Origin of the sequence: Acinetobacter guillouiae (assembly GCF_002370525.2) — a bacterium.
Taxonomy (GTDB): domain Bacteria; phylum Pseudomonadota; class Gammaproteobacteria; order Pseudomonadales; family Moraxellaceae; genus Acinetobacter; species Acinetobacter guillouiae.
The window spans coordinates 714,681-741,330 of record NZ_AP014630.1 but is presented as its reverse complement, the minus strand read 5'-3'; the positions used below and the strand labels follow the sequence as shown (position 1 = coordinate 741,330).

Below are 26,650 nucleotides of genomic sequence, written 5' to 3'. Positions count from 1 at the left end.
AATTTATCGATTCACTTAATTTTATCCCTTATTCAGATAAGAATAACCTTTCTAAATAAGGATTTAAAAACTTTCTGCTTGGATCCAGCCGCTCTCTCAACTGCATAAACGCATCCCACTTAGGGTATAGGGTTTTGAGTTGTGTTGCTGTCATACTATGCATTTTCCCCCAATGTGGTCGCCCCTGATAATGTTGCAAAATCGACTCAACTTCATCAAATAATTGTCTAGGCGCTTGCTTATAATATTGGTGTACTGAGATGGAAATAGAGTCCCGCTGATAAAACGGACTCAACCAAATATCATCACCTTTGACAAATCGAAACTCCACAGGAAAAAAGGTTTGTGCTTTTGAGTTTTTAAGCCCTGCTAGAACAGCTTGTAAACATTCCACCCCCAATTCAACTGGAATCTGATATTCCATTTCATTAAATTTCGTTTCACGCGGTGTCGGGAAAATCTTGCCTGACCAATCAACAAATGTGCTTGGCTTAATAAAAACGCCTAAGAGCTTTTGTAGTTTTGGGTTCAATGCCGGAAAAGATTTGGTTAACTCGCAACATAGGGTTAATAACGTATCCTCAGATGGCCATGATTCAGTGCGTGGTTGAATCTCATCTTCAGTAATATCTAAGGTTTTTAAAATCAACTTATCTGCATGAGAAAATGCAAAACACTCAATATGCCGATGTTGTGCTTTCCATTGGTCAATATTTTGAATAAAGTCTTTGACCGCACACAGTCTAACTTGCTCTTTAAGTTTATAGCGTGGTTTATTCTGCATAGTGATTTTAGTCAAAACCCCTAAGCTCCCTAAAGACACTCGCCCAGCAGCAAAAATATCTGGATTTTCATGGCGATTACAATGAAGAATTTCTCCTGATGCGGTGAGTAATTCAAATGCTTGTACATAACCTGAAATACAATGTAGGCCTACACCTGTACCATGTGTTCCCGTTGAAACAGCACCAGCTAAACTTTGCTGGTCAATATCACCCTGTTGCATTAAAGACTGCTGCATCGGTTCTAAATATTGCCCTAAATTAAATAATCGTGTTCCTGCCCAGATACTTGCTTGGGCAAATTCAGTCTTGACTTGATCCACACCATAAAGACCATCCAAAGACAGCAATGTTGCATCGGTACTCACCAAAGGTGTAAATGAATGCCCTGCTCCCACCACTCGAATCTTTGCTTGGGTTTGGACAATGTGTTTTAACTCATCAAGACTGTCAGGCTTTAAAATCTGCTCAGGGTGAGACTGTTGATAGCCCGACCAATTGTTCCATTTTTGCTGATTTAATTTTTGCTGGTTCGGTGCTTGATTAATCAATTGATTCATAATGCTCATCCTTTAGCGTACAGCCGTTTTTAAATTGCCGTGATTTGTTCTTTTTTCAATTTCGTGTGGTGGAATCGCTACGGGGCGTGTGATTTGGTCATATTCTCGTTGAGATTTATCTAGACTCAACTGCGTTGCCAATTGCTGAAATTTGTACTGAATTGCCGCATGTGTCCATTGACCATATAAAGTATGTGCACCTTCATAAGCTTGTTGCTGATATTCTTCATTGGTGGTGATATAGCCCATATAATCATTGCAATAAGACACCAAACCAACCTTTGAAATACCATGATGCTTTGAGAACTGTTTTGCCACAGTCTGAATTACACGTTGCCCTGCTGTTGTGGTAATTTCTCCGGGGCAACAAATCAAAGCCAATTGACCAATTTGGATAATCTGTAGCGGAACAACACTTGGAACCAATGGGCTGTCTTGAATGGCACCGGCTTTAACTTGGCGATTCATTTCTGCAATTAAAGGATCAAAAATGCTTGGTGAAAAATCTAAACTTTTACCCAGCAACTGATTATCCGGACTTTCTAAAACAATCTCTTTCGGGAATTGTGAGTCATAGAGCGCTTTATATTTGCTGTACCGCAGAGAATTCGAGTTTGCTAAACGTTGCTTACGTACTCGCTTAGCAAGTAAAGACATTACTTTAAGAATTGCTGTAGGTGTCCCCTTACCATCTATAGGCGTTCCCCCGAAGAAACCGACACCATGACAAGCGGCACTGGTTTTAGCGCCTTGTATCCCCTGACTAAATTCACTTGGCACATCGACTTGACTCAAATCTACATAGGATAAAACAGCATCGATACTGCCTTGGAGTAGACATGCGTCCATCGTATTGTTGGTGTTTTTTTCAAGCGGTGTAGTCAGTGCTTTAATCGCAATTTCACTTTGATAACGCCCATTTTGCTCAGCATATTGATATTCTCTTTCGCCCTTAATTTTATTGCGAATCGCATCTTGTTTGGGGCCATGAAAATGTGGCGATACATCTCCTGCTGTTGCTTGTGCGAAAATGGCAACAGGGTTTGGAATACCTTGTGTTAATAAATAGTGTTCACTTAACGCAGCAGCATAGCCTTTATTGTCACCATCATGGGCTTTGAGTTGACTACTCAAACAGGTTGCATGCACTCCAAATAATGAAATAAATGAACATAATTGATCATCACGATAAAAACCGATTAATTGCATTTCACGGTTTAAGGCGAGATGGGTTTCTGCTTCAGTTCTTTGAATCACATCAGGGTTACGATTATATGCCTGCAATGATCGATTCCATGCCACTGGAATATCATCAGGGAATTGGCAACTTTGATAACGAAGTTCAGTTTCTTTTTCAGTGTCTAAGGCATTGGAGATACTGAGCATGACCGCATTTACCACAGCTTCGACATGCTCTGGTACAAAACCTGGGGTTGGCATATTGTATAAAGCTTCATAAGCACAACCGCCAGGGCCAGAATGAGTATGGGTTGCCATCAAGACCAAATGCTGTTCATTAAATTGGTCAGCTAATTGATGTTTTAAACGCTCAACAACACCACTGCGGATCGCATAAGTAATACAACCAAAATCCAGACAACAAAAAATAATGGGCTGTTCTAAAGCTAAACGACGGATCGTGAATGTACGAGCAAACAACGCTGTACGTTTTTGATAAGCACGATGTGACCACATACCATAACCAAACATGGCATAACCTTGCGGCTGAATGTTTATTTCTTGTTTGTCCCAACCCACCATAAACATATGCGATCATCCTTTATCTTTTTTATGTCAGCGAATTTATATCAGCGAATACCAGAAGTAGATTGAATCTTAATCAAAAATATGCGATACCAACTAGGGTAAAAGCAACAATAATATGGGGGGCGAAGCGGACTTTATGAGCTTGCAGCAAAAGGAAATTGCCAATTCTCAATTTTATATTCCACCAATGATACTGACGAGTTTGATTCATTATGCAGAACAACAACACTGGCAATATGGCAATTGGTTTGCAGCACAAAATTTAGACTTGGAACAAATTCGCCAAGGACATGGTTTTGTTGCTTTTTCAGAACTCTGCGAGGTTATTCATCTTGCGCTTAAAGATATCCAGCAACAAAATTTAGGCTTATTGCTGGGCAGTAGTGAAGGTCAGATTTCAATTGGTATTTTGGGCTTTGCCATGCAAGCCTGTAAAACAGTAGCTGAAGCATTGGAGACCGCACTACACTATCATCCTATTTCAGGCAGTGTCTTAGATTTAACCGTCAATCTTGTTGATGATTATTGTGAAATTGAACTTTTTGAGCGGAGTGACTGTGGTGAGCTAAAAGCATTTTTCTGTGATGAAGTCTTTGCCAGTATTATTACCTGTGTCAATATGATGCTAGATGATAGCTATGAGTTGGTGAGTCTGGAGCTTAGCTATGATCATTCAGCATATATTAATGATTATAAAAGAATTTTCAATTGTCCAATTTATTTTAAAACGACTAAAAATATCATCCGATTTAACAAAACACTCTTGTCGAGAAGTCTTAAAAACTATAGCCCTGTCAATTATCAAAGTGCAATTCTGATTTGTGATCAAGCTTTAAAACAATTTGATCAAATGAATCAACACAGTTTGGCAAAGGTATTAGCACATTTGATTGAAAGCCATCTACCTGAACGCTTTGATATGCAACAAGCAGCGCAATATTTTCATTTTAGCGAACGCCATTTACGGCGTTTACTACTCAATGAGGGGCTAAATTTTCAGTTATTAAAGCAACAGGTATTAGAAAAAAAAGCCAAACAATGGATTGAAGAAAATCAATCGATGAGTGAAATCAGTTTCAACCTTGGTTTTAGTGAGTTAAGGGAATTTCGTCGTGCGTTTAAAAAATGGACTGGATCTTCGCCAACGGAATACAAAAAAGCGAAACTGCTGAGTTCAGTTATTCATATTTGAATAACGGGATTTTAAATAAGATTATGAACAAACTAGGATTAATATTTACAGCAATATTGAAAAATGTTAATTTAATTCAATAAATTAAATATCCCAAAACATTTCAATAAATGTAACGATGTATAATGATGAATATTTAAATTAGATACTCGACTAAAGCCTAAATGCATTTTTACAGGCTTATGCATATCTTTTAAACATGGAAATTAGAATAAATATAGATGGAGCTAAACATGGTTAGTGCATATGATCAATTACCGCGCACCCCTGCAAACTTTGTAGCATTATCACCTTTACGTTACCTAGAGCGTGCAGCCTACATTTATCCAAATCAAGATGCGATTGTACATGGTGCTCGTCATATCTCTTGGCGTGACACCTATACACGTTGTCGTCAATTTGCCCATCAATTACAAAATCTTGGGATTCAAAAAAACGATACTGTTTCAGTTCTTTTACCCAATATCCCTGCGATGGTCGAAGCGCATTTTGCAGTCCCTATGGCTGGTGCTGTTTTAAATACCCTGAATACTCGTTTAGATGCCAAAACCATTGCGTTTATGTTAGAGCATGCTGAAACCAAAGTTCTTTTGGTTGACCCTGAATTTGCGGCTTTGGCTAAAGAAGCGGTAGCGCTTATTGCTCAACAGATCTATATCATTGATGTTGCAGATGAGGAATACGAAAACAATGATGCTACAGCACGTATTGGTCAAATTGAATATGAGGAATGGCTAAAAGGCGGCGATGTAGATTTTGAGTGGCATTTACCTCAGGATGAATGGGATGCGATTAGTCTAAATTATACCTCTGGCACTACAGGCAATCCGAAAGGTGTGGTTTATCACCATCGCGGTGCTTATATCAATGCGGCCAGTAATATCATCGCCTGTGGTATGACACCACGTTGTAAATATTTATGGACACTTCCGCTATTCCATTGCAATGGCTGGTGTTTTGCTTGGACTGTTGCAGCCAATGGCGGTACCAATATCTGCTTACGTAAAATTGATCCTGAGTTAGTTTATCAACTCATTGATCAATACAAAGTTGACTATTTCTGTGGTGCACCGATTGTCTTGTCGATGTTGATCAACACCCCGAAAGAACAACAAATTAAATTTGAACATCATGTAGAAGTAATGGTGGCTGGTGCTGCACCGCCTGCGGCAATTATTGAAGGAATGCATCATATTGGTATTCAAGTCAATCATGTCTACGGTCTCACTGAAACTTATGGCCCTTCTGCATTATGTGCATCACAAGCAGGTTGGAGTGACCTGTCTATTCAAGAGCAAGCACAATTACACTCGCGTCAAGGTGTACCTTATCCATTACAAGATGGTATGCGTGTGTTGGATGCTGAAACAATGCAACCTGTGCCTAATGACGGCAAGACCATGGGAGAAATTATGTTCCGTGGCAACATTGTTATGAAAGGCTATTTAAAAAATACCAAAGCCACAGAAGAAGCCTTTAAAGGTGGTTGGTTTCATACGGGTGATTTAGCGGTCTGCCAACCTGATGGTTATGCAAAAATTATGGACCGCTCAAAAGACATCATTATTTCAGGTGGTGAAAATATCTCATCTTTAGAAGTTGAAGAGGTTCTTTATACTCACCCCGCAATTATGACTGCGGCTGTGGTTGCGCAACCCGATCCGCGTTGGCAAGAGGTTCCTTGTGCCTTTATTGAACTTAAACAAGGTGCTGAAACCACACCTGAAGAGGTGATTGAATTCTGCAAACAGCATTTGGCACGCTTTAAAGTCCCTAAAAATGTGGTGATTTGTGAGATTCCAAAAACATCGACAGGTAAATTGCAAAAATTTATCTTACGCGACTGGGCAAAAGAGCGCTCAGTGGGTGAGTTTAATTAGCCTACCCGTTTAAATTATCCAATTTACCTTCCTCTTCTCAGTAAAAATAAACGACTGTTTTTATTTAAAAGGTCATACTGGCGAGTAAGGTAAATTGATGAAAGAGTGAGATAAATTATTGAAAATGGGCTTAAAACTTTCATTTCTCATTTCTCGACTTCATTTTAGAAATTATGCTTTTCTTGTCGCTTATTGATAGCACCATTAAAACTTTTTGATCATTTAAACATAGCAAACGATGAATAGACTTCGTACAGAAATAGAACCCGATTTTGAAACAGCACAACAACTTTATCCAACTGTGCTCGAATTGCTTGCTAATTACACCGACTATTGCGATAAGTTTGGTGATGAAGATTCGCTTGAATATCAAAAGCTCAGTGAAAAGCTCACAGAAATTACCAGTAAAGACATTTCTCAATATGATCTTTGGGAGTGGTGGGAAGCCGAAGGCATCGAAAATTTAAGCTTTGATATTTGCCTACCTGAGCCTAAAATCATCCACAATATTTCAAAACAAGAACTTACTGAAATCGTCCAGCGGATTAAAAGCCCAGATTTTAATACTCAACATGCAAATGAATTCATCAATGCTTTTTACCTCCGCACCATTTTCTCAGGCGGGTATTTCTATAACTTTTTAAAACTCAATTTTAAAGCATTTAAGCATCAATTGTTTCAACGCAATAAAGATCAAGCAGGACGATACTTTGAATATTCGGTAGAAGACATTGTGGATCGGCTTTGGGGCGAGTGATTGCCATAAAAATATCACCATTAACAAAACATGCAGTGCATTTATTGGTTTAAATCATTTAGAGTCATATTGCATTTAAATACTAAAAACATTCTCAATAACTGTAGTTTTAACCACACATTCAATCACGTCTCATTCAAAATCAAGTCTGCACTTCAATCTTTTCGCTACATTTTAAAAATATAAATGGCATTTCCGTCATATTTTGACTGCCATTTTATTGGACACAAGTTTTTACGATTTTGACTATTTGTATCCTTATTTTTCAATGAAAAGTGTTTACACTCAATGCACTTACAGCTTTCAATCCTTTTTTCTTTGACTTTACAGTCACAGAGAAATAACCATGAAATACTTGTACGTCACTATAAGATGTTGCACGATGTAGCGGAACAAATATGTGTCATAGAAGACACACATCGTATTTATGAAGATTATAAATCTGGTTTAACCAGTATTGAGGAAACCGATATGCCACAATACAAAGCACCCTTACGTGATATGCACTTCGTTTTGCATGAATTATTAAATGCTGAAGAACATTACGCGAAACTCCCTGCATTCCAAGAAACCGTAAGCCGTGAATTGATTGATCAATATTTAGAAGCTGGCGCGGATTTCTGTGAAAATGAATTATCTCCACTTAACCAAATCGGTGACAGTGAAGGCTGTAAATGGAATGATGGTGTAGTGACTACGCCTACAGGCTTTAAAGCAGCCTATGACAAATATGTAGAATTAGGCTTCCCTTCTCTTTCAGTTCCAGAAGAACATGGCGGTCAAGGTTTACCTGGTTCTTTAGCAACAGCTATTTCTGAAATGGTAGGTGCAGCAAACTGGGCATGGGGTATGTACCCTGGTCTTTCACATGGTGCGGTTCGTACAATCGAGCATCATGGTTCTGCTGAGCAAAAAGCAACATATTTACCTAAACTTGTTTCAGGTGAGTGGACTGGTACCATGTGTTTAACAGAATCTCATGCAGGTTCTGACTTAGGGATTATCCGTTCTAAAGCTGAGCCACAAGCAGATGGTAGTTACGCAATCTCTGGCGAGAAAATCTTTATCTCTGCTGGTGAACACGATATGGCGGACAACATCGTTCACATCGTTTTGGCTCGTCTACCAGGCGCACCTAAAGGCACTAAAGGTATCTCGTTATTCATCGTACCTAAGTTCAATGTAAATGCAGATGGCTCTATTGCAGACCGTAATGCAGTTCGTTGTGGTTCAATCGAACACAAAATGGGTATCCACGGTAACGCAACTTGTGTGATCAATTTTGATAACGCAAAAGGTTTCTTGATTGGGCCTGAAAACCGTGGTTTACATGCAATGTTTACCTTCATGAACACTGCGCGTATTGGTACTGCTGTTCAAGGTTTAACAGCATCTGAATCTTCTTTCCAAGGTGCACTTGCATATGCGAAAGATCGTTTGGCAATGCGTTCACTTTCTGGTCCTAAAGCACCAGAGAAAGAAGCTGATCCGATCATTGTTCACCCAGCTGTACGTAACATGTTGATGACACAAAAAGCCTTTGCTGAAGGTGGTCGTGCATTGGTTTACTTCTTATCTCAATATGCAGATATTGTAGAGCAAGGTGTTACTGAAGAAGATCGTAAATTTGCCGACAATATCTTGTCATTATTAACACCGATTGCAAAAGCATTCTTAACTGAGACAGGTTCTGAATCAGCGAAGCATGGTGTACAAGTATTTGGTGGTCACGGCTTTATTTCTGAACACGGTATGGAGCAAATTGTACGTGATACACGTATCTCTTGCTTATACGAAGGTACAACTGAAATCCAAGCACTTGATTTGTTAGGCCGTAAAGTATTAGGTACGCAAGGTGCGATGTTGAAAGACTTCACCAAGATCATCCATAAATTTGCAGAAGCAAACAAAGACAATGCTGACCTGAAAGAATTTGTTGAACCACTTGCTGCTCTTAACAAAGAGTGGGGTGATTTAACCATGCAAATCGGTATGAAAGCTATGCAAAATCCAGATGAAGTAGGCGCAGCTGCGGTTGACTACCTATACTTCTCCGGTTATGTAACACTTGCATTCTTATGGGCTCGTATGGCGCTTGTTGCTCAACAAAAACTTGCTGAAGGCTCTACTGAAACTGGCTTCTATAATGCAAAAATTAAGACTGCTCGTTTCTACTTCAAAAAAATCTTACCACGCGTTCGTTCACATGTTGACGTGATCGCGGGTGGCTTAGATCCATTGATGTCATTAGATGCTGAAGACTTTGCATTCTAAGTAGAATGCCGAGCTAGGTATTTAGAAAACTGTACTCAAGAGTGCAGAAATAGAGAAAGGACGGTCATAGCTTTGGCAGTCCTTTTTCTTTATAAATAGAGCGTTATTTACTTAGACCATCTAACAACATACATGCTTGTTGGTTAAACTGATCTAAGTCTACAGATTCAAACAATAAACAGGTGAACGAACATGCCAATTTATAATGCGCCACTTGCAGATATGAAATTCATTCTGAATGACGTTTTCAATGCAGAGCAATTCTGGCAAGCCAACGAAAAGCTTGCACATGTTGATGCGGCAACGGCTGAAGCAATTTTAGAAGAAATGGCTAAATTTGCACAAAATGTTACGCTTCCTTTAAACCGTACAGGTGATGAAGAAGGCGCTCATTATGAAAATGGCAAAGTCACGACACCTGCTGGTTTTAAAGAAGCATTCCAACAATACGCTGAAGGCGGTTGGATTGGCCTAGGTGCTGAAGAGGAATGGGGCGGTCAGGCAATGCCAAAAATGCTGACTGTACTTGCAGATGAAATGTTATTTGCTACCAATCCATCATTCATGCTCTACCCGCTTCTCTCTGTCGGTGCTGGTATGGCGTTAAACAGCTATGCATCTCAAGAACAGAAAGAAACCTATTTACCTAAAATCTATTCAGGTGAATGGTCTGGTACGATGTGTTTAACTGAACCTCATGCAGGTACAGATTTAGGGATCATCAAAACTAAAGCTGAACCTAACCAAGATGGTACGTATAACATTACTGGTACTAAAATCTTTATTACTGGTGGTGATCACGATCTTGCTGACAACATCATTCATCTTGTTTTAGCAAAAACACCTGATGCACCTGCGGGTTCACGTGGTATCTCACTCTTTATCGTGCCTAAATTCCTCGTCAATGCTGACGGTTCATTGGGCGAACGTAATACAGCGGGTCCTGGTTCAATTGAACACAAAATGGGAATCAAAGCGTCTGCAACATGTGTCATGAACTTTGATGCAGCCAAAGGTTTCCTTGTTGGTAAAGAAAATGAAGGGCTTGCAGCTATGTTCGTGATGATGAATTACGAACGTTTGTCGATGGGTATTCAAGGCCTAGGTGCTTCTGAATATGCATACCAAAATGCAGCACAGTATGCGACTGATCGCGTACAAGGCCGTAGTGCAACAGGTGTTAAATCTCCAAACAAACCTGCTGACAGCATCCTTGTACATGGTGATGTACGTCGCATGTTACTCAATGCACGTGCCAACAATGAAGCTTCTCGTGCATTTGCAGTCTATGTAGGTCAACAACTCGACATTACTAAATTTTCAACCGATCCTGAAGCTATTGCGAAGGCAAATAATCGTGTTGCATTATTGACGCCAATTGCCAAAGCCTATTTAACAGACACCGCGTTTAATGCTGCAATCGATGCGCAAATGGTGTTTGGTGGTCATGGCTATATTCGTGAATGGGGCATGGAACAATGTGTGCGTGACTTACGTATCGCGCAAATCTATGAAGGTACCAACGGCGTTCAGTCACAAGATTTAATTGGTCGTAAAACAATTAAATGTAATGGTGAATTCATTGCTGAATATATTGAAGAGATCCGTGATTTTGCCAATGGTCTTGATACCGACTTAAACTTCATTAAAGATGCGACTTTAGATATTGCAACTGAAGTCGATATGATTACGCAGCATATTTTAGAACGTGCAAAAGAAAATGCTGATTTCGCAAATGCTGCGGCAGTAGAGTATCTGCATGTTGTTGGCTTATTAAGCTTCTCTTATATGTTTGCTCGTATTGCCAATGCTGCAAAAAATAAGCAAGGTCAATTCTATCAAGACAAACTTGCATTGACTCATTACTTCATCCAACGCCTCTTGCCTGATTTAAATGCACGTGTTGCTAAAATCAAAGCAGGTGCAGAAGTTATTATGAATTTCAGCGAAGATTATTTTACGAATCAGGCTTAATTTCATCATCAATTGAAATAAGACATAAAACGCCCGATGATTCGGGCGTTTTTTTATTTGCAACTGATGCTTTTTTTAGAACACCTACTGATCTATATCTCTTGAATGTCATAAAGCCGTTAGGTTTGCTTTTCTATGCATCTTAAAATCAAGGATGGTGCAATTATATCGTGTGGCTATAAAAGTTGATCACAATATAAATCAAGTAGCATCGTATAGTATTACCTTGGATAAAACTTCCGAATCGATTCAGCCATCTCTGGAGATTGGTTTTGTAAAGCATTTGCGGCACTTGTGGCATCCACAGTACTGCGATTTTGACTGACTTTAAATTTCCCTACGATTGAATCTATTTCGATTTCAATCGCCACAATTTCCTGTAATAAAGCAGCGATATAATCATTGGGCGCATCCCCCATTTTCCAAGGTACCGCCTGCGGTGCTTCATGCTGACGAGTCAATCGCGCCAGAATACCCCGCAAATATTTTTCATCTTCTATTTTTCGGATTGCTCCCTTCACATGCACAACACGATAGTTCCATGTCGGTACTTCCCGATGATGCTCAAATTTCCCTGGATACCAATTCGGTGAAATATAACTTTGCTCAGCATGAAAAATCACATAAGCCGATTGAACCTGTTCTAACAAGGTAAATAATGGATTGGCTTTGGCGATATGCCCACGTAACAATCCAGACTTGCCAGCTGACCGATCCAATTCAAAAGGGATATGGTTCGCTTCAATTTCACCGTCATAAGTAACCATCAAACTTCCCAATGGATTTTTTTCAATTAAATCGAAAAGTTCAGGGAGATTCTCTTGTTTAAAATGAGTAGGAAGATACATGTTTTATTTCCTAATACTCTTTCGAGCCATCTGGGCTGGTTTTAAAGATTTCAGGTAATTCAGCATTTTCAGTAAAAGCTTCACCTTTGAAAATATTAACCACTTCAATGTTGCCTATAATTTGCTGATTAAACTCGTCTAGTCGCTCAGCGGGAATCCATAACTCCTGACAAAAGTCATCACCAACCGTATGTATTTCAAACTGAGCCAGATACTCATCACTCAGTTCAAAACGAGTGACATAGCCAATATAACCACTTGCTTGATCTTTGGTATTCCAGTCCAAAGCAATTTTTTCAGCATATTTCTGATTTAAAACAGGATAGAAAATAGGTTGCCAATACAATCTTGGTGGGAAATTTTTAAAGCCACTCTTTTCAATCAATTGATATTCAAAAAGCCCAATTGGTCGGTACAAATACATTGTTATTCCTTTCATTGTATTGAAAATAATCTATCTATAGCTTAATCAAAGGAAATGATCAATTTCTTAATTAAATCGTTGAGATTTATTCACTATAAACATTTCACTTTTGTTTTCATGTGCATGAAATTTGCATAGTGTTTAATCGTAAATAACACAGGCAAATGGAGGATGTTATGAATAAAGATCCACGTATAGAAAAAATAGAAAACCTCCTCGATAAATTGGGCAATATTGCAGTAGAGGCATTTCATTATATTGCGCTGTTTATCATTGGCTGTATGATCGCTTGGTCAGCGGTACATACAATTATTGAAATTTTAACCGTAAAACAATACGCCAGTATTGACGATATTTTATTGTTATTCATCTATTTGGAATTAGGCGCGATGGTGGGGATCTATTTTAAGACCAACCACATGCCTGTACGTTTCTTAATTTATATCGCAATCACCGCACTCACGCGGTTACTAATTTCAGATATACAGCATGACCATAAAGCAGATATGGATTTAGTGATTATCACAGGATCTGTTTTAATTTTAGCCATTGCAATTTTGATCGTGAGATATGCATCTTGGACATATCCTTCTGTCATTCGCGATAAGCATACTGAAAAATCATTGCCCCATGGCAAAACACCACGACCAGAAGACGATGAACTGGCTTAGCCTCTTGTCTTGATTCATACGCTTGCCCTTCTCCCTAAACAAAATCAAAGTAATACTGTATTAAAATCTAAGACAAAGTGGAGAAGGGACTTTTTTAATGTGTTGAAAATTTGATGCATTACTATTGCTCATGATGACATTTTTAAATCACGTTCAGCGATCATTGGGCACTTGTAAATAACGACCATTCTGGAAAATCCAATGCATACCAACCTGCGGATCAGGTAAACCATAACGGCGCCAATCACTGATCAACGTGTATTGCGAACTTTCTATATGACCGCCCTCTCCATTTACATACTCATAACTGCTACCTGAATACTCCATCCGGGTTGGAAACTGGTGATTATAAATAATCGTCACACCATTTTGTGGTGGGTAACTTGGGTGTGGGCCATTTGGATGCGGATAGGGCCTATTCGGATAACTTGGGTACGTTGGATAGGGATGCTGGTATAGAGGTCGAACAGGAATCTCCTGTGACATTTGGCGGCCATATTGATCTGTATACTTATAGGTCGTTGTCGGATATTTCTTTTGAGGGCGCTCAACACTGCGATAATTCGCCCAATCTTTAGCATCTGCCCATGTCATTGTTGAAGTTGCTGAAAGCATCAACATCAAGACACTTAAACCGAGTATCTGTTTCATTTCAACCTCCAAACTTGAACGTATACACAACAGCTTAATCCATCATTCAAGATAAATAATGGATGAATTACAGTCAAAATTTAATCTTCTTTATTGTTTATACATCAACTTGGGTAAATTCTGACATCAATCTGATAAAATATAATTTTAATCTGATGAGTGCTGTATTGTGGCTGAACTGAGCTTTGACCGTTTACATCAATTTTTTTGCAAAATCCCAAGTGTGCAAGAAGCATTTATTGATAGCTATGGTTCAGATGGCAAACAAGCATGGTGGTTTAAATTTCAAATCAATATTGACCATCCTTTAGCGTGGCAAACTGTACAAGAACTTGGTCACGTTCTAAATTATATTTCTAAAAATGAACGCCTTCCGACTCAGTTTTTACCCGTTTCTCCTCCTCCGTATATGAATGGTGAAGCGAAACAATTTTTAGCTTGGGTGATTCAATGTAACCACGCAGATTTTTCACCCGATGTGGTGTGTGACTGGTTAGAGGCACGTCTACCAAAACCTGTAGATGATGAAAGCAAATGGAAAATCAAAACTGATTTACATGAGTTAGATCATATTTCAAATAAAGATTTGGATGAGTTAGTTCCACCAAATCCGCAGTAATTTAATCTACATAAATTTTAAAAACTTAGAATTATGCAGTAAGAAGCTCAAATATCGACTTGAGCTTCTTACTCACTTATATTTTTAATTTATTTTGCAAATACAGTACTTCTGCTTTCAACCAATTGAAATACCAACTATCAAATTTTTGTCTACTTCCACTCTCATCCAATACAGGCGCAATCCCACTCCATAAATCTCGAGAATCGATCCATATTTCACCTTTTGATGGTCCAGTAATGACTAAAAAATAATATTCACCACAACCAATACCACAAATAGGCAAAATCCCATTGAGCTCAAAGTTTTTATAATACTGATCACGTGGATTTTCACCATGATGTTGAATAAATCTTTCAAACTCTTCGGTTGTTGGCTCGATGCGCTGAAATAATTTATATCTAAATTCAGTATTATACTTTTCTAACCACTGGTTAAACTGCTCAGCAAGTTCCTCCCAATTTTCCAAATTATATGCATCGGCAAATGGAAATGGTATTTGCAGATCAATTAAAATATCCCCCAAAATTAGACATTCATTCTTTTGGAATATTACTTTTAAAATTCCCAGATCAGGTCCTATCCCAGCACTTTCCCAGGTATCCCCTGTACCATTACCAATTTCAGTTAAAAATCTTTTATATTCAATTGGTATTTCAACTTGATTGAGTGTTTCAAATTTAGAGAGCATGTCAATGTCAACCTGAGTGGCTAACGATTTAAAAATTAAATCTTTCTGCTGAATCGATAATTGTTCTTTTTCAATAAACTTTTCTATCAACTGCTGATAAATATTTAGGTATATTTTTATTTTTTCAATCATTTACTCTAACTCTGCTTATCTTTTTCTTATCCACCTAGACTCCCTCATTGATAAAGGAATCTAGGCAAAATAAATACTAAAACGTCGACAAACCACTCCATTCCATAAAACGGTAAACCCCGTATTTAAGTTTTGATTCATCAGCGTATTTGCTGTAATCCACACTCATTTGACGACCATTTAAGTTTGACCAAGCCGTATTAAAATACTGTTCAGCATCGATAAAGACTTGCTGTTGCGGATTGCCAACCACGCGTAAATCAGTTTCCAAATTATAATTTTTTAAATTACGTGCGGTAAAGTTGGCAGAACCTAAAATCATTTCCGCAGATTGTGCATTATGCTTTACGATCATCTTGCTATGGCATTGCTCACCTTGGGTATTACACCAACGCACATCAATTCCTGCGTCATTTAACTCTGAAGCCACTTGACGGTTTGGGATACCATTTTTTTGACGACCAAATGCATCTTTATTCGGGTCAAGCAAAATACGTAATTTCACTCCACGTTGCTTGGCAGCGACTAAACCTTGAACAATTTGACGCTCTGATAAATAGAACATGGCTAAATCAATTTGATCATTGGCTTTTGCTGACGCCAACATATTTAAGACTGCATCATAAATTGCTTTTTCAGTGAGTACTTGAACCTGAGGATTATTTGGATTTTCAGGTAGTTTGCCAAATGCAACAAAAGGGGTATCTCCTCCCGACATATGCGCGACGGTTTGTTCAGTATTTAAAATATCTGTCGCAGTTGCACCGTCAACCATTAATGCAATATTGGAGTGACGTGAGCTACCATCATGAGGATTGGCAGATGTGACGATGGTTTTCCAACCTTCCGCTGTATCGACCACGATGGTTTTACGATGATTGGCTTTAAAATTAAATAAATTTAAATAACTACGGACTGTAATTTTTTCTTTACCAAATGGATTATTCAGCCAGCCTTTATTTGGATTATTGCCAATATCCTGACAGCATAAATACCATATCCCTGACCAAGTAGGATTAGATGCGCGGAGTGGTGTTAAATTCGTTTCAATCACGTCAATACCACCTAAACGTAATTGACGATATTGTTCAGGCTGAATTCCACCATAAACAGAATTGATTGGATCGGTAATAAACTTAATTTCTAAGCTTGGGTTTACAATTTTTTCATTAATCAAGGCTTGGGTTAATTGCTTGGTTAATTCTCGTTGCTGAACTTTAGAATCGCCGACTTCACTGTTAAATAGAAACATATCAATCACAATGGTGGTCTTGGCTTGCTTAATCAGCTGTAACACCTGATCAAAGATATGTTGATCAAGTTGCTGCTTCCCTTGCGCATCAATATAGGTTTCATCGGCAATAAATTTTACATTGGCGTGGCGCAATGGTCCGGTAAAATTCAGCCCTTTAGGAAGCGGTTTATAAACATGATAAATCGCAGATGAGAGATATCCTAAGGCCAATATGCCGATAATAATGCCGAAATAGCGACGTTTTGACCAATTCAGTTTGTTTTGAATTTTATTGAAGATACGCATAAGAAAAGACCTAGACCAATTTAGGATCTGTCAACATTTCATATATAACTTGCGTTGTCGGCTAAAATTGAGCAAACGAGGCATGAAATGAAGAGAATAGCGAGACTATTTTCAAGTTTCATAACGATGTTTGAGATAATTTTAACCACAACCCTGAGCAAAAAACAAAGCACTGCTTTGTTTGCAGCGCAAGGCGCAGCAGAGACGACTAGAGTGTTTTTTGATGCTACATCGTTATGATCTACTCATTTAGATCACTAAATTTCATAGCTCATGCCTTGTACTCTCTAAAAAACACTCGTTGTCGCAAATACAGATGAAGTATTGGCAGACCCTTAGAGCCTAGGTCGAATTCCTTTATTTTTCAATAACGATTTGGTGAATGATTGCAAATAATTAGAACTTATAGTCCATACCTATGACAAAGTTACGTCCAATTTGTGGAATATTCGATAAGAAAGAAGTGTGTTCATAAATCTTCTCGTCCAACAGGTTGTTGGCTTTAAAGAATACTTTCGCTTCTTGTTTGTTGGCCAAAGGGTATTGATAAGCAACGCCTAGGTTCACCATGTTATAACCTTTGGTTTCTTGTTCATAAGACGCAAATTTATCTTGATTAAACACATGTGAATATTCTGCTGAACCAGACCAACGCTCATCAAACTCAGCATTTACACGAGCGCCTAAACGACCAGCAGGAACACGCGGTGCATTTTCATCTTCAATTTTACCGCGTACATAGTCACCAAACAGACTGGTTTTATACACATCATTCCACTGATAAGCGACTTCACCTTCTGTACCATAGAACTTGGCTTTATCTTGACTATATTTGATCAAACGGAAGTTTTCGTATTGATCCAAAGTTTTGGCATAAATGTAGTTATCAAACCAATTTTGATAGACATGTACATGATAGCTCAACTTGTCATTGTCATAATGAAGACCTAATTCCACATTATTTGACTTCTCTTTATTTAAGTCTTGATTGCCCAATTCATAGGTGTTGGTCGCATAATGCTTTCCATCAGCATAAAGTTCTTGTGCTAAAGGCAATCGCTCTTGATGAGAACCCGTTAAAGAGAGCGTGTAATTTGGTGCAAATGCCCAATTCACAGCACCCGAATATGAGAATGCATTACCATCAAAGTCTTTTTGATCTGAATCGACATCCACTGTTTGATGATCAAAACGAGTCCCTAATTCCACATGAAAATCACCAAATTGGCGATGCTCTAAGCCAAATACACTATATTTTTGGGTTTTATTTGGTGCAAGAACCGCTTCTTCACCTGTGATATCTAATTTTTGCTGGCTGGCTTGGACACCCCACACGCCTTCCCAAGCAGCAATCGGATTGTGTAACAACTCAACACGACCTTCATAACCTTTGCTCTTGAAGGTTGTCATTGCTGTACTTCCTTCAATTTCATCATGTTGATAGTCGGTATAACTTGCTTGTGCACGAAGTTTTTTAAAGCCAGCAAAAGGTTCATTGAGCTCAGAACGGAAATCATAACGTTCTGTTTTCATATCAATCCATGGCCCTGCTTCAGCGTGATCATGGTCTTCTTCACCATGATCATGGTCATGACCAGAATGATCGTCATCATCGTGCCCACCACAATGCAGTGATAAGCCATGTAAATGGCATGACTCATATTCATGGCTATGCCCAGGTAAACCGTATTGATCTTGGCGATTGCTATAAGACACACCCGCAAAACCACGTTCACCGATCCAAGATAAGCCCACATTTACATTTTCAGACTCTGAAAATGTATTGCCAACTCGACGCTCTTTCGTACTATGTGCATGATCACCATGCTCTTCTGTTACGATATAGTTCGGGGTAATGTAATCATTGGCGTCACGTTTTAAGCCTTCTACACGTAATGCAACATTTGAACCTAATCCAACAGTCACTCCAGCATGTGCCATTTTTTCGTCGTTGCCCGTGTTATAACGCAGACCAACATTGCCTTCATAACCATTTTCAGGCATCGCTGTCGGAATCTTGCTGTCAACCACATTGACTAAGCCACCCACAGACCCAGCCCCATATAATAATGTTGATGGTCCTCGAATGACTTCAATTTTTTGTGCCAACTGCGGATCTACAGTGACGGCATGATCGGGTGACAAACTTGAAACATCCATTGTCTCTGTTGCATTCTGAGTCACTTTAACCCGTGCACCCTCTTGCCCACGAATTACAGGACGACTAGAACCCGCCCCAAAGGTATTGGAATAGACCCCTAATTCATCTTTGAGTGCTTCACCTAAAGTCGTGCCCGCCTGTTGTAGTTTTTCACGTGAAACAGTTTCATCTGCAACGCCAAAATCTTGACTTGAACGGACCAAGGGATGTCCAACAACGGTAATGGTTTCTAATTGTTGTGGATTTTTTTCAGTATTGGTTTGATCTTCCGCCCAAATAGAAGTTGAAATAACTGCAGAAATGGAAAGTGTTAGGGCACTTTTGGTAAATGACATGCGATTGCTCTCAAAGCTCAATATTTTTGAATTATGTTATATTATAACATTTCAATATTTTTGCAATAAAAAAAGGAAATCAAAACTGATTTCCTTTGCATTTAAAATTAAATTTATTTTTCTTTCATAAGCTTATTGATCAAAATAAAGCTCATAAGAGAAGCAGTCACCCAATAGAACACATAGGTCGTATTTTGAAAAAATAAATAATATTCCGTAAGACCGCTACACATATAATAGATTACGAACGCTGTACCAGTGATTGCTAAGTTTTGAATTAGCAAATTTTTAGCAAAGATATGCTTTATAAAAAAAACCAAAGCAGTCAAAAATGTCATCAATAAACCAATAAATCCAATCAAACCATTTGCTGCTAATTCATGGAAGTAGATGCTATGCATGTGCTGAAAACAATGTGGTAAATCGCCTCGTTTATATAAACGGCAATTTTCAGCTTCTATTTCATACATCCCGATTCCTGTAAAAGGTGAGGTTTTAAACATTTCCACTGAATTATTCCAAAGGAATAATCTAATTCCCGAACTATTTTGATAATTATTATTACGAATATTGAGTGAATCAGATTGAAAGTTTTCAACTCTTTTTAGCAGTGGGGAATTTGGAATAGCCATATTTATGCCAATAAAACAAACAACCAAACCCAGCATCAAAATGATTTTTTTGAATTGAGTTTTAGTATAGAAAAGAACTAAAAAGCCCAATACAAATAGCAACCCCAGCCATGCTCCTCTAGTGCCATGAAGGATTAAAAGAAACATACAGAGTAAGCTGGTCACCAAATATAAATAAGATTGTTTACCTTTTAAATAAAATGAATAACATAGCAAAAGTATTGTGAGCGAAATAAAGCCGATATCATAACTAATCACTGGATTGAAGAAAATACTAAACAGGCCGCGATCAAACTGTAACATTATCCCCCAATACAATAAGTAGGGAGTCAACAAAAACAATATAAAAAACAATATTCGATAAAAACATTCGGCATTAAAATTACTTTTATAATAAATTGTTGGTAAAAAAATGAATGGAATAAACCAAATATACTGGTTAATAATATGCTTATACGTACTCAATAGATTATGCGGAACTGAATCAAGTCGAAAAAGTGATTGATTTAATACAGTAGTACTTATAAAGCCAATACAACAAAATGCAATCAGATAAAAATTTGGTTTTATAACTTCCCCTTTAATCCAAAAATAGGTAAAAAGTAAAATTAAAACAATTGAAATATTCCAATGCCGAAAATTATCATTAAAAATATAATGTGTAAATAAAATAACAAAAAGGATAGATATTAAAAAAATAAATTTATTATTTTTTATCATCAAAGAATAACTTTCAAACATTGACACTTTAGATCTACTCAATTTTTTGTAATATTCTACTTTGAAATTACATTTAATTCATTGATGTAAACAACAAATTAACGAATAATTTCCTAATATAAGTTTTAATAACCTATTTTCAATGCCCTTTACACTTTCACATGCTGTTTTAGCGCCACCTTTGTCCAAACTTTCAGGAAATCGCTTGCCGATTGCAGCACTCGCGATTGGCACAATGACACCAGATTTGTATAGAGTATTGGTTAAAACTGAAATTTATTTAAATCATCAGTTTAAAGGAATTATCTATCCAGATTTATTGGTGGGATTACTGTTCTGCTTACTTTGGTATAGCTTATATCGCCCATTATTATTTAAGTTTTTAGGCATTCAAAAACCATTAAACATCGCTTCTTTTTCAACTTTTTTTCAATTTCTAATTTGGATGGTATTGGCCATTATTTTAGGTACAGCAACCCATATTATTTGGGATGGTTTAACCCATTTAGATTTTCGAACTTTCGCATTTAAAGAATTTTTAGCGCAACCCGTCAGTATGTTTGATCGTATTTATCCGATGCATAAAGTCCTACAAATCGGCTGCTCTGCTGCGGCTTTACCGTTTTTAATGTGGATGGGTTTGCATTACTTTTTTAAATATAGAGCCCGTCAAATACTTAATATTAAAGTAAATTTTTTCTGTATAAGCTTATTTGCAATCTCATTTTTTAGTGGTTGCTTATATTATGTGTATGTTGCCAAAAGTACAGGCATCGTTCCACAACAAACTGATCTATATGTACTGATTGGCTTGTTTATGAAATTTTTTACCCAAGGTTCAATCCTTTGTTTCACTTTAGGTTGTCTATTGTTTCATTATTTGAATTATAAAAAATATTTTGAATGATACTCTATTTGCCGTTTCAGTCACTGAAACTTTCTCGAAATCAGCTTAAATTTATTCGGCAATGCGCTAGTTTTTAGCCCAAGTCCTTGTGACTCACCGCTCAAAGAGGCATAATCTCACATTACATTTTTAGGCGATGCGCTGTTTACGTACTCGCTTCCTTAACCCATATAGTTGGATTTTTAACGCTATGATGCGAACTCATTATTGCGGTTCTTTAACCGAAGCTCAAATTGACCAGACTGTAACGCTTTGCGGCTGGGTACATCGTCGCCGTGACCACGGTGGGGTGATTTTCCTTGATATGCGTGATCGTGATGGTCTCGTTCAAGTCGTCATCGATCCAGATACCCCAGAAGCATTTGCAACTGCGGATAAAGCACGTTCAGAATATGTATTAAAAATTGTAGGACGTGTACGTCGTCGCTATGAAGGCACCGAAAATGCCAATATGGTGAGTGGTCAAATCGAAGTTTTAGGTAAAGAAATCGAAGTTCTTGCTGCATCTGAAACGCCACCATTCCCATTGAATGATGAAAATGCCAATATTTCTGAAGAAATCCGTCTGAAATATCGTTTCCTCGATATTCGTCGTCCAGAAATGATTGATCGCTTACGTTTCCGTTCTAAAGTAACGACGTTAATTCGTAACTACTTAGATGAACATGGCTTCTTGGATGTTGAAACACCAATCTTGACACGTGCAACACCTGAAGGTGCGCGTGACTATTTAGTACCTAGCCGTGTTTCAAATGGTAGCTTTTATGCGCTTCCGCAATCACCACAATTGTTTAAACAATTGTTGATGGTTGGTGGTGTAGACCGTTATTACCAAATCGCAAAATGTTTTCGTGATGAAGATTTACGTGCAGATCGTCAACCAGAATTTACTCAAATCGACATCGAAACATCGTTCTTAAACGATGACGATATTATGGATTTGATGGAAGGCATGACCGTTAAGATGTTCAATGAACTTCTTGGCGTGAAATTCGACAAATTCCAACGTATGACTTATGCAGATGCTATGCGTGATTATGCATCTGACAAACCAGACTTACGTATCCCTTTGAAACTTGTAGACGTTGCTGACATGATGCAAGACGTTGAGTTCAAAGTATTTGCCGGTCCAGCAAAAGATCCTAAAGGCCGTATTGTTGCACTTCGTGTACCAGGAGCAGGTTCACTGCCACGTAGTCAAATTGATGAATACACTAAATTCGTTGGAATTTATGGCGCGAAAGGCTTGGCTTATATTAAAGTCAATGAACTTGAAAAAGGTATCGAAGGTCTTCAATCACCTATCGTTAAATTCATCGAACCAATCGTGCTTGATTTGTTAAAGCGTGTTGGTGCTGAAAATGGCGACATCGTATTCTTTGGTGCCGATAAAGCCAAAGTTGTAAATGATGCAATGGGTGCTTTACGTATCAAGATCGGTCACGACATGAACATGTCAACAACCGAGTGGGCGCCACTTTGGGTTGTTGATTTCCCAATGTTTGAAGAAACTGATGATGGTAAATGGACGTCTGTTCACCACCCATTCACACTGCCAAAATCAAGTGTTGAAGAAGTGAAAAGCAATCCAGGTGCAGCACTTTCTGTTGCTTACGATATGGTATTGAATGGTACTGAAATCGGTGGTGGTTCATTGCGTATCTATACTTTAGAAATGCAAAAAGCCATTTTTGAAGCTTTAGGTATTGGCGAAGAAGAAGCTGAAGAAAAATTCAGTTTCTTATTAAATGCTTTAAAATTCGGTGCACCTCCTCATGGTGGTTTAGCATTCGGTTTAGACCGTTTAGTGATGTTGATGACAGGTTCATCGTCTATCCGTGACGTGATTGCTTTCCCGAAAACTAAAACGGCTGAGTGTCCATTAACTCAAGCACCTGCGCCAGTTGAACCAAATCAATTGCGTGACTTGGGTATTCGTTTACGCGAAAAACCGAAAGCTGAAGAAGCTAAATAATTTTTAGCTGTTTGATCGAAAACCCTGCGCTATGCAGGGTTTTCTGTTTTGCGTATGTATTTTATTTCGATAGGTTCTAATTGAGATAAGTTCTCATAAATGGCATACTATCGCTGTTAACTTTTGAGGTGAAAACCTATGGCTATGCGACCTAATGTACTTCGTCATACAATTATTATCATTGTATTTTCAGTGGTTCAATGGGGATTTATGCGTTATATCCTAAGCCATCAGTTGTTTAATTTAGATACTTATCAACGTATTTTATATTTCAGCATGAGCAGTTTTATTGCTGGTTTCTTTATTATTTCGGCACTGATTTACTTGGTGTTGAAAGGCAATGCTGACCGCGACTAATATTCATTAAATGTATAAGCTACTTAAAACTTTCTCTCGATTACCTCTAGGTATGATACAAAGTATTGCTAGAGGTGTCGGGAATTTATTGTTTATGAGTAATTCTTCAGCAAAACGCACCACTGAATTGAATTTAACTGCGGCATATCCTGAGCTTGATGAACAACAACGTAATCAACTGATTAAGGCCAGTTTAAAAAGTCAATGTATGACTTATGCAGAGTCAATTAAAATTTGGGGATCTTCTCCAGAGTTCGCCTTAGCACAAATTAAGCAGGTCTATAATGCTGAGATTTTTCTCAATGCATTAAAGAATCCCAATGGGAGTATTGGTGTGGTCCCTCATTTTGGGGCGTGGGAACTCATGAATGCGTGGATCAATCAACATACTCATCCCGTTATCATGTATAAGCCGAGTCGAAATAAAGACTTAGATCAGTTTATGCTAGAGTCTCGCCAACGCTTAAATGCAACATTGGTACCCACTGATGATACTGGTGTACGTGCCTTATTTAAACATTTAAAACAAGGTGGATTTACCGCTATCCTTCCTGACCATATTCCTAAAGAATCTGGCGGTATTTATTCTGAGTTTTATGGGCAAAAAGCATTTTCTTCAACTTTGCTTTCAAAGCTTGCTGCAAAAACCCAATGTTCAGTCGTGGGTTTGACTTGTGTCCGTCGCCCTGATTTCTCAGGTTTTGATATACATTTTACGGCACTATCTCAAGATATTAATTCTAAAGATTTACAGCTTTCTGTCGATACCTTGAACAAAGAAATGGAGAGAATGATTAATATCGCTCCTGAACAGTATTTATGGGGTTATAAACGATTTAGGAAGTTAGAGGGCGGCAGGAATTTGTATAAATAAGCAAATTCTTACCGCCAATCAATACTCAAAAATCATAATTAAATTTTAACGAAATTTTATTTTCACAACCCGAATACCCTGTCTAAACTTTGTCAGCGTAATCAACATTTTTTGAATTTTTCTAAAAATTCGTGAACATTCTTTTTTCAATTTAGCACTGAATTTCAAGTTTTCTTTTTTTAGAGACTTACCTTTTCTGAGATTTCTCACGTCCTCTAAGGCACTGGGAAATTGTGTATTACCTCTCCTCAAGATCATATCTTGAATACATAATGCAGGGCTAAGTTGGTACACTTCAAGCTCAGGGCACTCTCTAAACAAAAAGTGATCGACTGGAATCAATACTTTTGATTCAACGATAAAACTGAGTAATTTTTTTGCTACCTCTAGGGATAAGATATAACCACCACATCCCATATGTGCCTCGCGTAATAACAATAACTTACGAGCGTTGGGAGCTGAAAGGTTTTGTTGTTTTAACGCCACACCAATTTTTTTATAAAAGACTTCCAACTTGATCACTGAACATTCTTTTGGAATCCATGCATCATCCAATAAAAAATCTTTTGCATGCTCACCTAAATAAATATCATCTTCAAAAATTACAATATAATCAAGTTGCTCATCTATGGCTTTTTTCCACAACAACATGTGACTGAGTAAGCAACTCACTTCATTTTGATGTAAATTTGTTGTATACCCGACCATACCAAGTTGAGATGTCGCGATATCTATATTCGCAGGTGTAATCGCATCAAAAAATTCAAAATCTACTTCTTGTTTTGCAAACTCAGCATCGATGTGCTTACGGCGCTCTTGAGCCGTTGATAAACTAATAACAAAATTTTTCATAAAAACTCTTACAACAATTACTTATAAATTTAATTTTGAGATCGACTCCACGATAAAGATTAATGTTCATTTAATTTAATCGCATTTAGCGATATACTATATGGCACCACTCTAATAAATGTGATTTTAGGGGCTATAAATAATGATTACTGAAAACATTAAAATTTTTGTAGGTTGCGATCCCAATAACTGTGACCTTGAACAACTTATGGTATTAGAACACAGTGTTCGTAAACATACACAGCATAATGTTGAAATTATTTGGATGCAACTTAGTCACGACATAAATAGTCCATGGTACAGCAATCAAGACACAGGTAAAGGATGGTCTACAGAAAAGTGGGCAACACCTTTTTCAGGTTTCCGCTGGGCAATACCTGAGTTATGTGACTTCAAAGGCCGTGCGATTTATATGGATGCAGATGTAATCGTGCTCTGTGATATTGCAGAACTTTGGTCACACCCGATGAATAATGATGCAATTGTTATTGCGAAAGGTGGGAAAAGTTCAGCACGTTTATGTACTTGCGTATGGGATTGTGAAAAAGCTAAACAATATCTCCCACCACTTGATGAGATCCGTAACAATCCAGAAAGTCATAAGAATTTAATGCGCCTTATCAAAGAAAAGCCTCAGTTAGTTGAACCTTACCAAGATTCTTACAACAATATTGATGGTGAAGATTTAGCGATCGAACAAATTAAAGTATTACATTATTCAGACATGGGAACTCAATTTAGTCATAAGTATGCGATTCCACGTCTTGCTGAAATGAATCAAAAGCATTGGTTTGATGGCAAAATTATGCCTCATCCTCGTCAAGATTTAGTTGAATTATTTGATCAATACTATGCAGAAGCACTGGAGCTGGGATATAGACCTGAAAATTATTTAATTGAACCTTTTGGAACCTTTTCTAAAGCAAGTCAAATTAATTACCACGGTAATAAAGTGACTCGTCCAGATCAAGAAACCAATTGGTTGAACAAGCAAATACGTAAAATTAAAGCTAAATTTAAAAAATCTACATTCACTTTAGATGGATAAATTGTCGAATAGACAATTTCCATCTTC

The 26,650-nt window shown here is 37.8% G+C and carries 22 protein-coding genes; 12 read left to right on the top strand and 10 right to left on the bottom strand.

Translation table 11 applies throughout. From position 1 onward, the window contains the following. Positions 1–28: 28 nt before the first annotated feature. Together AS4_RS03540 and AS4_RS03535 are read right to left on the bottom strand one after the other, a co-directional pair. Positions 29–1,342 carry a D-arabinono-1,4-lactone oxidase gene (locus AS4_RS03540; protein WP_096733175.1) on the bottom strand — a complete coding sequence of 438 codons (1,314 nt, stop codon included), beginning with the start codon at positions 1,340–1,342 and terminating at the stop codon, positions 29–31. A 12-nt stretch (positions 1,343–1,354) separates the two neighbouring features. Continuing rightward, positions 1,355–3,109, bottom strand: a complete 1,755-nt coding sequence (locus tag AS4_RS03535; protein WP_096733173.1) for a neutral/alkaline non-lysosomal ceramidase N-terminal domain-containing protein — start codon at positions 3,107–3,109, stop codon at positions 1,355–1,357. Between the two features lie 136 nt (positions 3,110–3,245). Here AS4_RS03535 and AS4_RS03530 point away from each other — a divergent pair, with 136 nt between their 5' ends. The 5 genes from AS4_RS03530 to AS4_RS03510 all read left to right on the top strand — a co-directional run bounded on the left by AS4_RS03530 (position 3,246) and on the right by AS4_RS03510 (position 11,186). Beyond that, on the top strand, positions 3,246–4,301 hold the full coding sequence (locus AS4_RS03530) for an AraC family transcriptional regulator (protein ID WP_167468927.1): 1,056 nt from the start codon (positions 3,246–3,248) through the stop codon (positions 4,299–4,301). A gap of 233 nt (positions 4,302–4,534) precedes the next feature. Beyond that, positions 4,535–6,181, top strand: coding sequence for an acyl-CoA synthetase (locus AS4_RS03525; RefSeq protein ID WP_096733169.1), 1,647 nt, complete (start codon positions 4,535–4,537; stop codon positions 6,179–6,181). A gap of 238 nt (positions 6,182–6,419) precedes the next feature. Then, complete coding sequence (locus AS4_RS03520; protein ID WP_096733168.1) at positions 6,420–6,938, top strand: hypothetical protein; 519 nt, start codon at positions 6,420–6,422, stop codon at positions 6,936–6,938. 471 nt (positions 6,939–7,409) lie between these two features. After that, positions 7,410–9,212, top strand: coding sequence for an acyl-CoA dehydrogenase C-terminal domain-containing protein (locus AS4_RS03515; protein WP_096735473.1), 1,803 nt, complete (start codon positions 7,410–7,412; stop codon positions 9,210–9,212). 192 nt (positions 9,213–9,404) lie between these two features. Further along, a complete protein-coding gene (locus AS4_RS03510) occupies positions 9,405–11,186 on the top strand; it encodes an acyl-CoA dehydrogenase C-terminal domain-containing protein (RefSeq protein ID WP_096733166.1) in 1,782 nt (593 codons plus the stop codon). A gap of 221 nt (positions 11,187–11,407) precedes the next feature. Here AS4_RS03510 and AS4_RS03505 read toward each other — a convergent pair whose 3' ends face one another. Together AS4_RS03505 and AS4_RS03500 are read right to left on the bottom strand one after the other, a co-directional pair. Beyond that, positions 11,408–12,034: an FMN-binding negative transcriptional regulator gene (locus AS4_RS03505; protein ID WP_096733165.1), complete on the bottom strand. Its 627-nt coding sequence runs from the start codon at positions 12,032–12,034 to the stop codon at positions 11,408–11,410. 10 nt (positions 12,035–12,044) lie between these two features. Further along, positions 12,045–12,458: an ADP-ribosylation/crystallin J1 gene (locus AS4_RS03500; protein WP_096733164.1), complete on the bottom strand. Its 414-nt coding sequence runs from the start codon at positions 12,456–12,458 to the stop codon at positions 12,045–12,047. A gap of 176 nt (positions 12,459–12,634) precedes the next feature. Here AS4_RS03500 and AS4_RS03495 point away from each other — a divergent pair, with 176 nt between their 5' ends. Then, positions 12,635–13,129, top strand: coding sequence for a phosphate-starvation-inducible protein PsiE (locus AS4_RS03495; RefSeq protein ID WP_004723097.1), 495 nt, complete (start codon positions 12,635–12,637; stop codon positions 13,127–13,129). 153 nt (positions 13,130–13,282) lie between these two features. Here the strand turns inward: AS4_RS03495 and AS4_RS03490 are convergent, their stop codons facing one another. Continuing rightward, complete coding sequence (locus AS4_RS03490) at positions 13,283–13,780, bottom strand: RcnB family protein (RefSeq protein WP_096733162.1); 498 nt, start codon at positions 13,778–13,780, stop codon at positions 13,283–13,285. Positions 13,781–13,949: 169 nt separating this feature from the next. Here AS4_RS03490 and AS4_RS03485 point away from each other — a divergent pair, with 169 nt between their 5' ends. Next, entirely contained in the window at positions 13,950–14,399 is a 450-nt protein-coding gene (locus AS4_RS03485; protein ID WP_096733160.1) for a hypothetical protein, read from the top strand. Between the two features lie 76 nt (positions 14,400–14,475). On the opposite strand, the gene AS4_RS03480 is transcribed toward AS4_RS03485, so the two are convergent. The 4 genes from AS4_RS03480 to AS4_RS03465 form a co-directional block, all read right to left on the bottom strand. Further along, the gene (locus AS4_RS03480) at positions 14,476–15,222 is read right to left on the bottom strand and encodes a hypothetical protein (protein WP_096733158.1); all 747 of its coding nucleotides are present in this window, start codon (positions 15,220–15,222) and stop codon (positions 14,476–14,478) included. A gap of 76 nt (positions 15,223–15,298) precedes the next feature. Next, positions 15,299–16,762, bottom strand: a complete 1,464-nt coding sequence (locus AS4_RS03475; protein ID WP_096733156.1) for a phospholipase D family protein — start codon at positions 16,760–16,762, stop codon at positions 15,299–15,301. A 396-nt stretch (positions 16,763–17,158) separates the two neighbouring features. Next, on the bottom strand, positions 17,159–19,258 hold the full coding sequence (gene znuD / locus AS4_RS03470) for a zinc piracy TonB-dependent receptor ZnuD (protein WP_096733154.1): 2,100 nt from the start codon (positions 19,256–19,258) through the stop codon (positions 17,159–17,161). Between the two features lie 113 nt (positions 19,259–19,371). After that, positions 19,372–20,193 (bottom strand): O-antigen ligase family protein, encoded by an 822-nt coding sequence (locus AS4_RS03465; protein ID WP_227548120.1) that lies wholly within the window; start codon positions 20,191–20,193, stop codon positions 19,372–19,374. A 559-nt stretch (positions 20,194–20,752) separates the two neighbouring features. Here AS4_RS03465 and AS4_RS03460 point away from each other — a divergent pair. The 4 genes from AS4_RS03460 to AS4_RS03445 all read left to right on the top strand — a co-directional run bounded on the left by AS4_RS03460 (position 20,753) and on the right by AS4_RS03445 (position 24,723). Continuing rightward, positions 20,753–21,517, top strand: a complete 765-nt coding sequence (locus tag AS4_RS03460) for a DUF4184 family protein (protein ID WP_096733150.1) — start codon at positions 20,753–20,755, stop codon at positions 21,515–21,517. A 190-nt stretch (positions 21,518–21,707) separates the two neighbouring features. Beyond that, positions 21,708–23,492 (top strand): aspartate--tRNA ligase, encoded by a 1,785-nt coding sequence (aspS, locus tag AS4_RS03455; protein ID WP_004819069.1) that lies wholly within the window; start codon positions 21,708–21,710, stop codon positions 23,490–23,492. 138 nt (positions 23,493–23,630) lie between these two features. Beyond that, positions 23,631–23,849, top strand: coding sequence for a hypothetical protein (locus AS4_RS03450; protein ID WP_004723114.1), 219 nt, complete (start codon positions 23,631–23,633; stop codon positions 23,847–23,849). A 10-nt stretch (positions 23,850–23,859) separates the two neighbouring features. Further along, on the top strand, positions 23,860–24,723 hold the full coding sequence (locus AS4_RS03445) for a lysophospholipid acyltransferase family protein (protein WP_096733148.1): 864 nt from the start codon (positions 23,860–23,862) through the stop codon (positions 24,721–24,723). 45 nt (positions 24,724–24,768) lie between these two features. On the opposite strand, the gene AS4_RS03440 is transcribed toward AS4_RS03445, so the two are convergent. Next, a complete protein-coding gene (locus AS4_RS03440; protein WP_096733146.1) occupies positions 24,769–25,575 on the bottom strand; it encodes a glycosyltransferase family 25 protein in 807 nt (268 codons plus the stop codon). 142 nt (positions 25,576–25,717) lie between these two features. Between AS4_RS03440 and AS4_RS03435 the strand changes: the two genes are divergently transcribed. Further along, the gene (locus AS4_RS03435; protein WP_004819062.1) at positions 25,718–26,623 is read left to right on the top strand and encodes a glycosyltransferase; all 906 of its coding nucleotides are present in this window, start codon (positions 25,718–25,720) and stop codon (positions 26,621–26,623) included. The last annotated feature ends 27 nt before the right edge of the window (positions 26,624–26,650 follow it).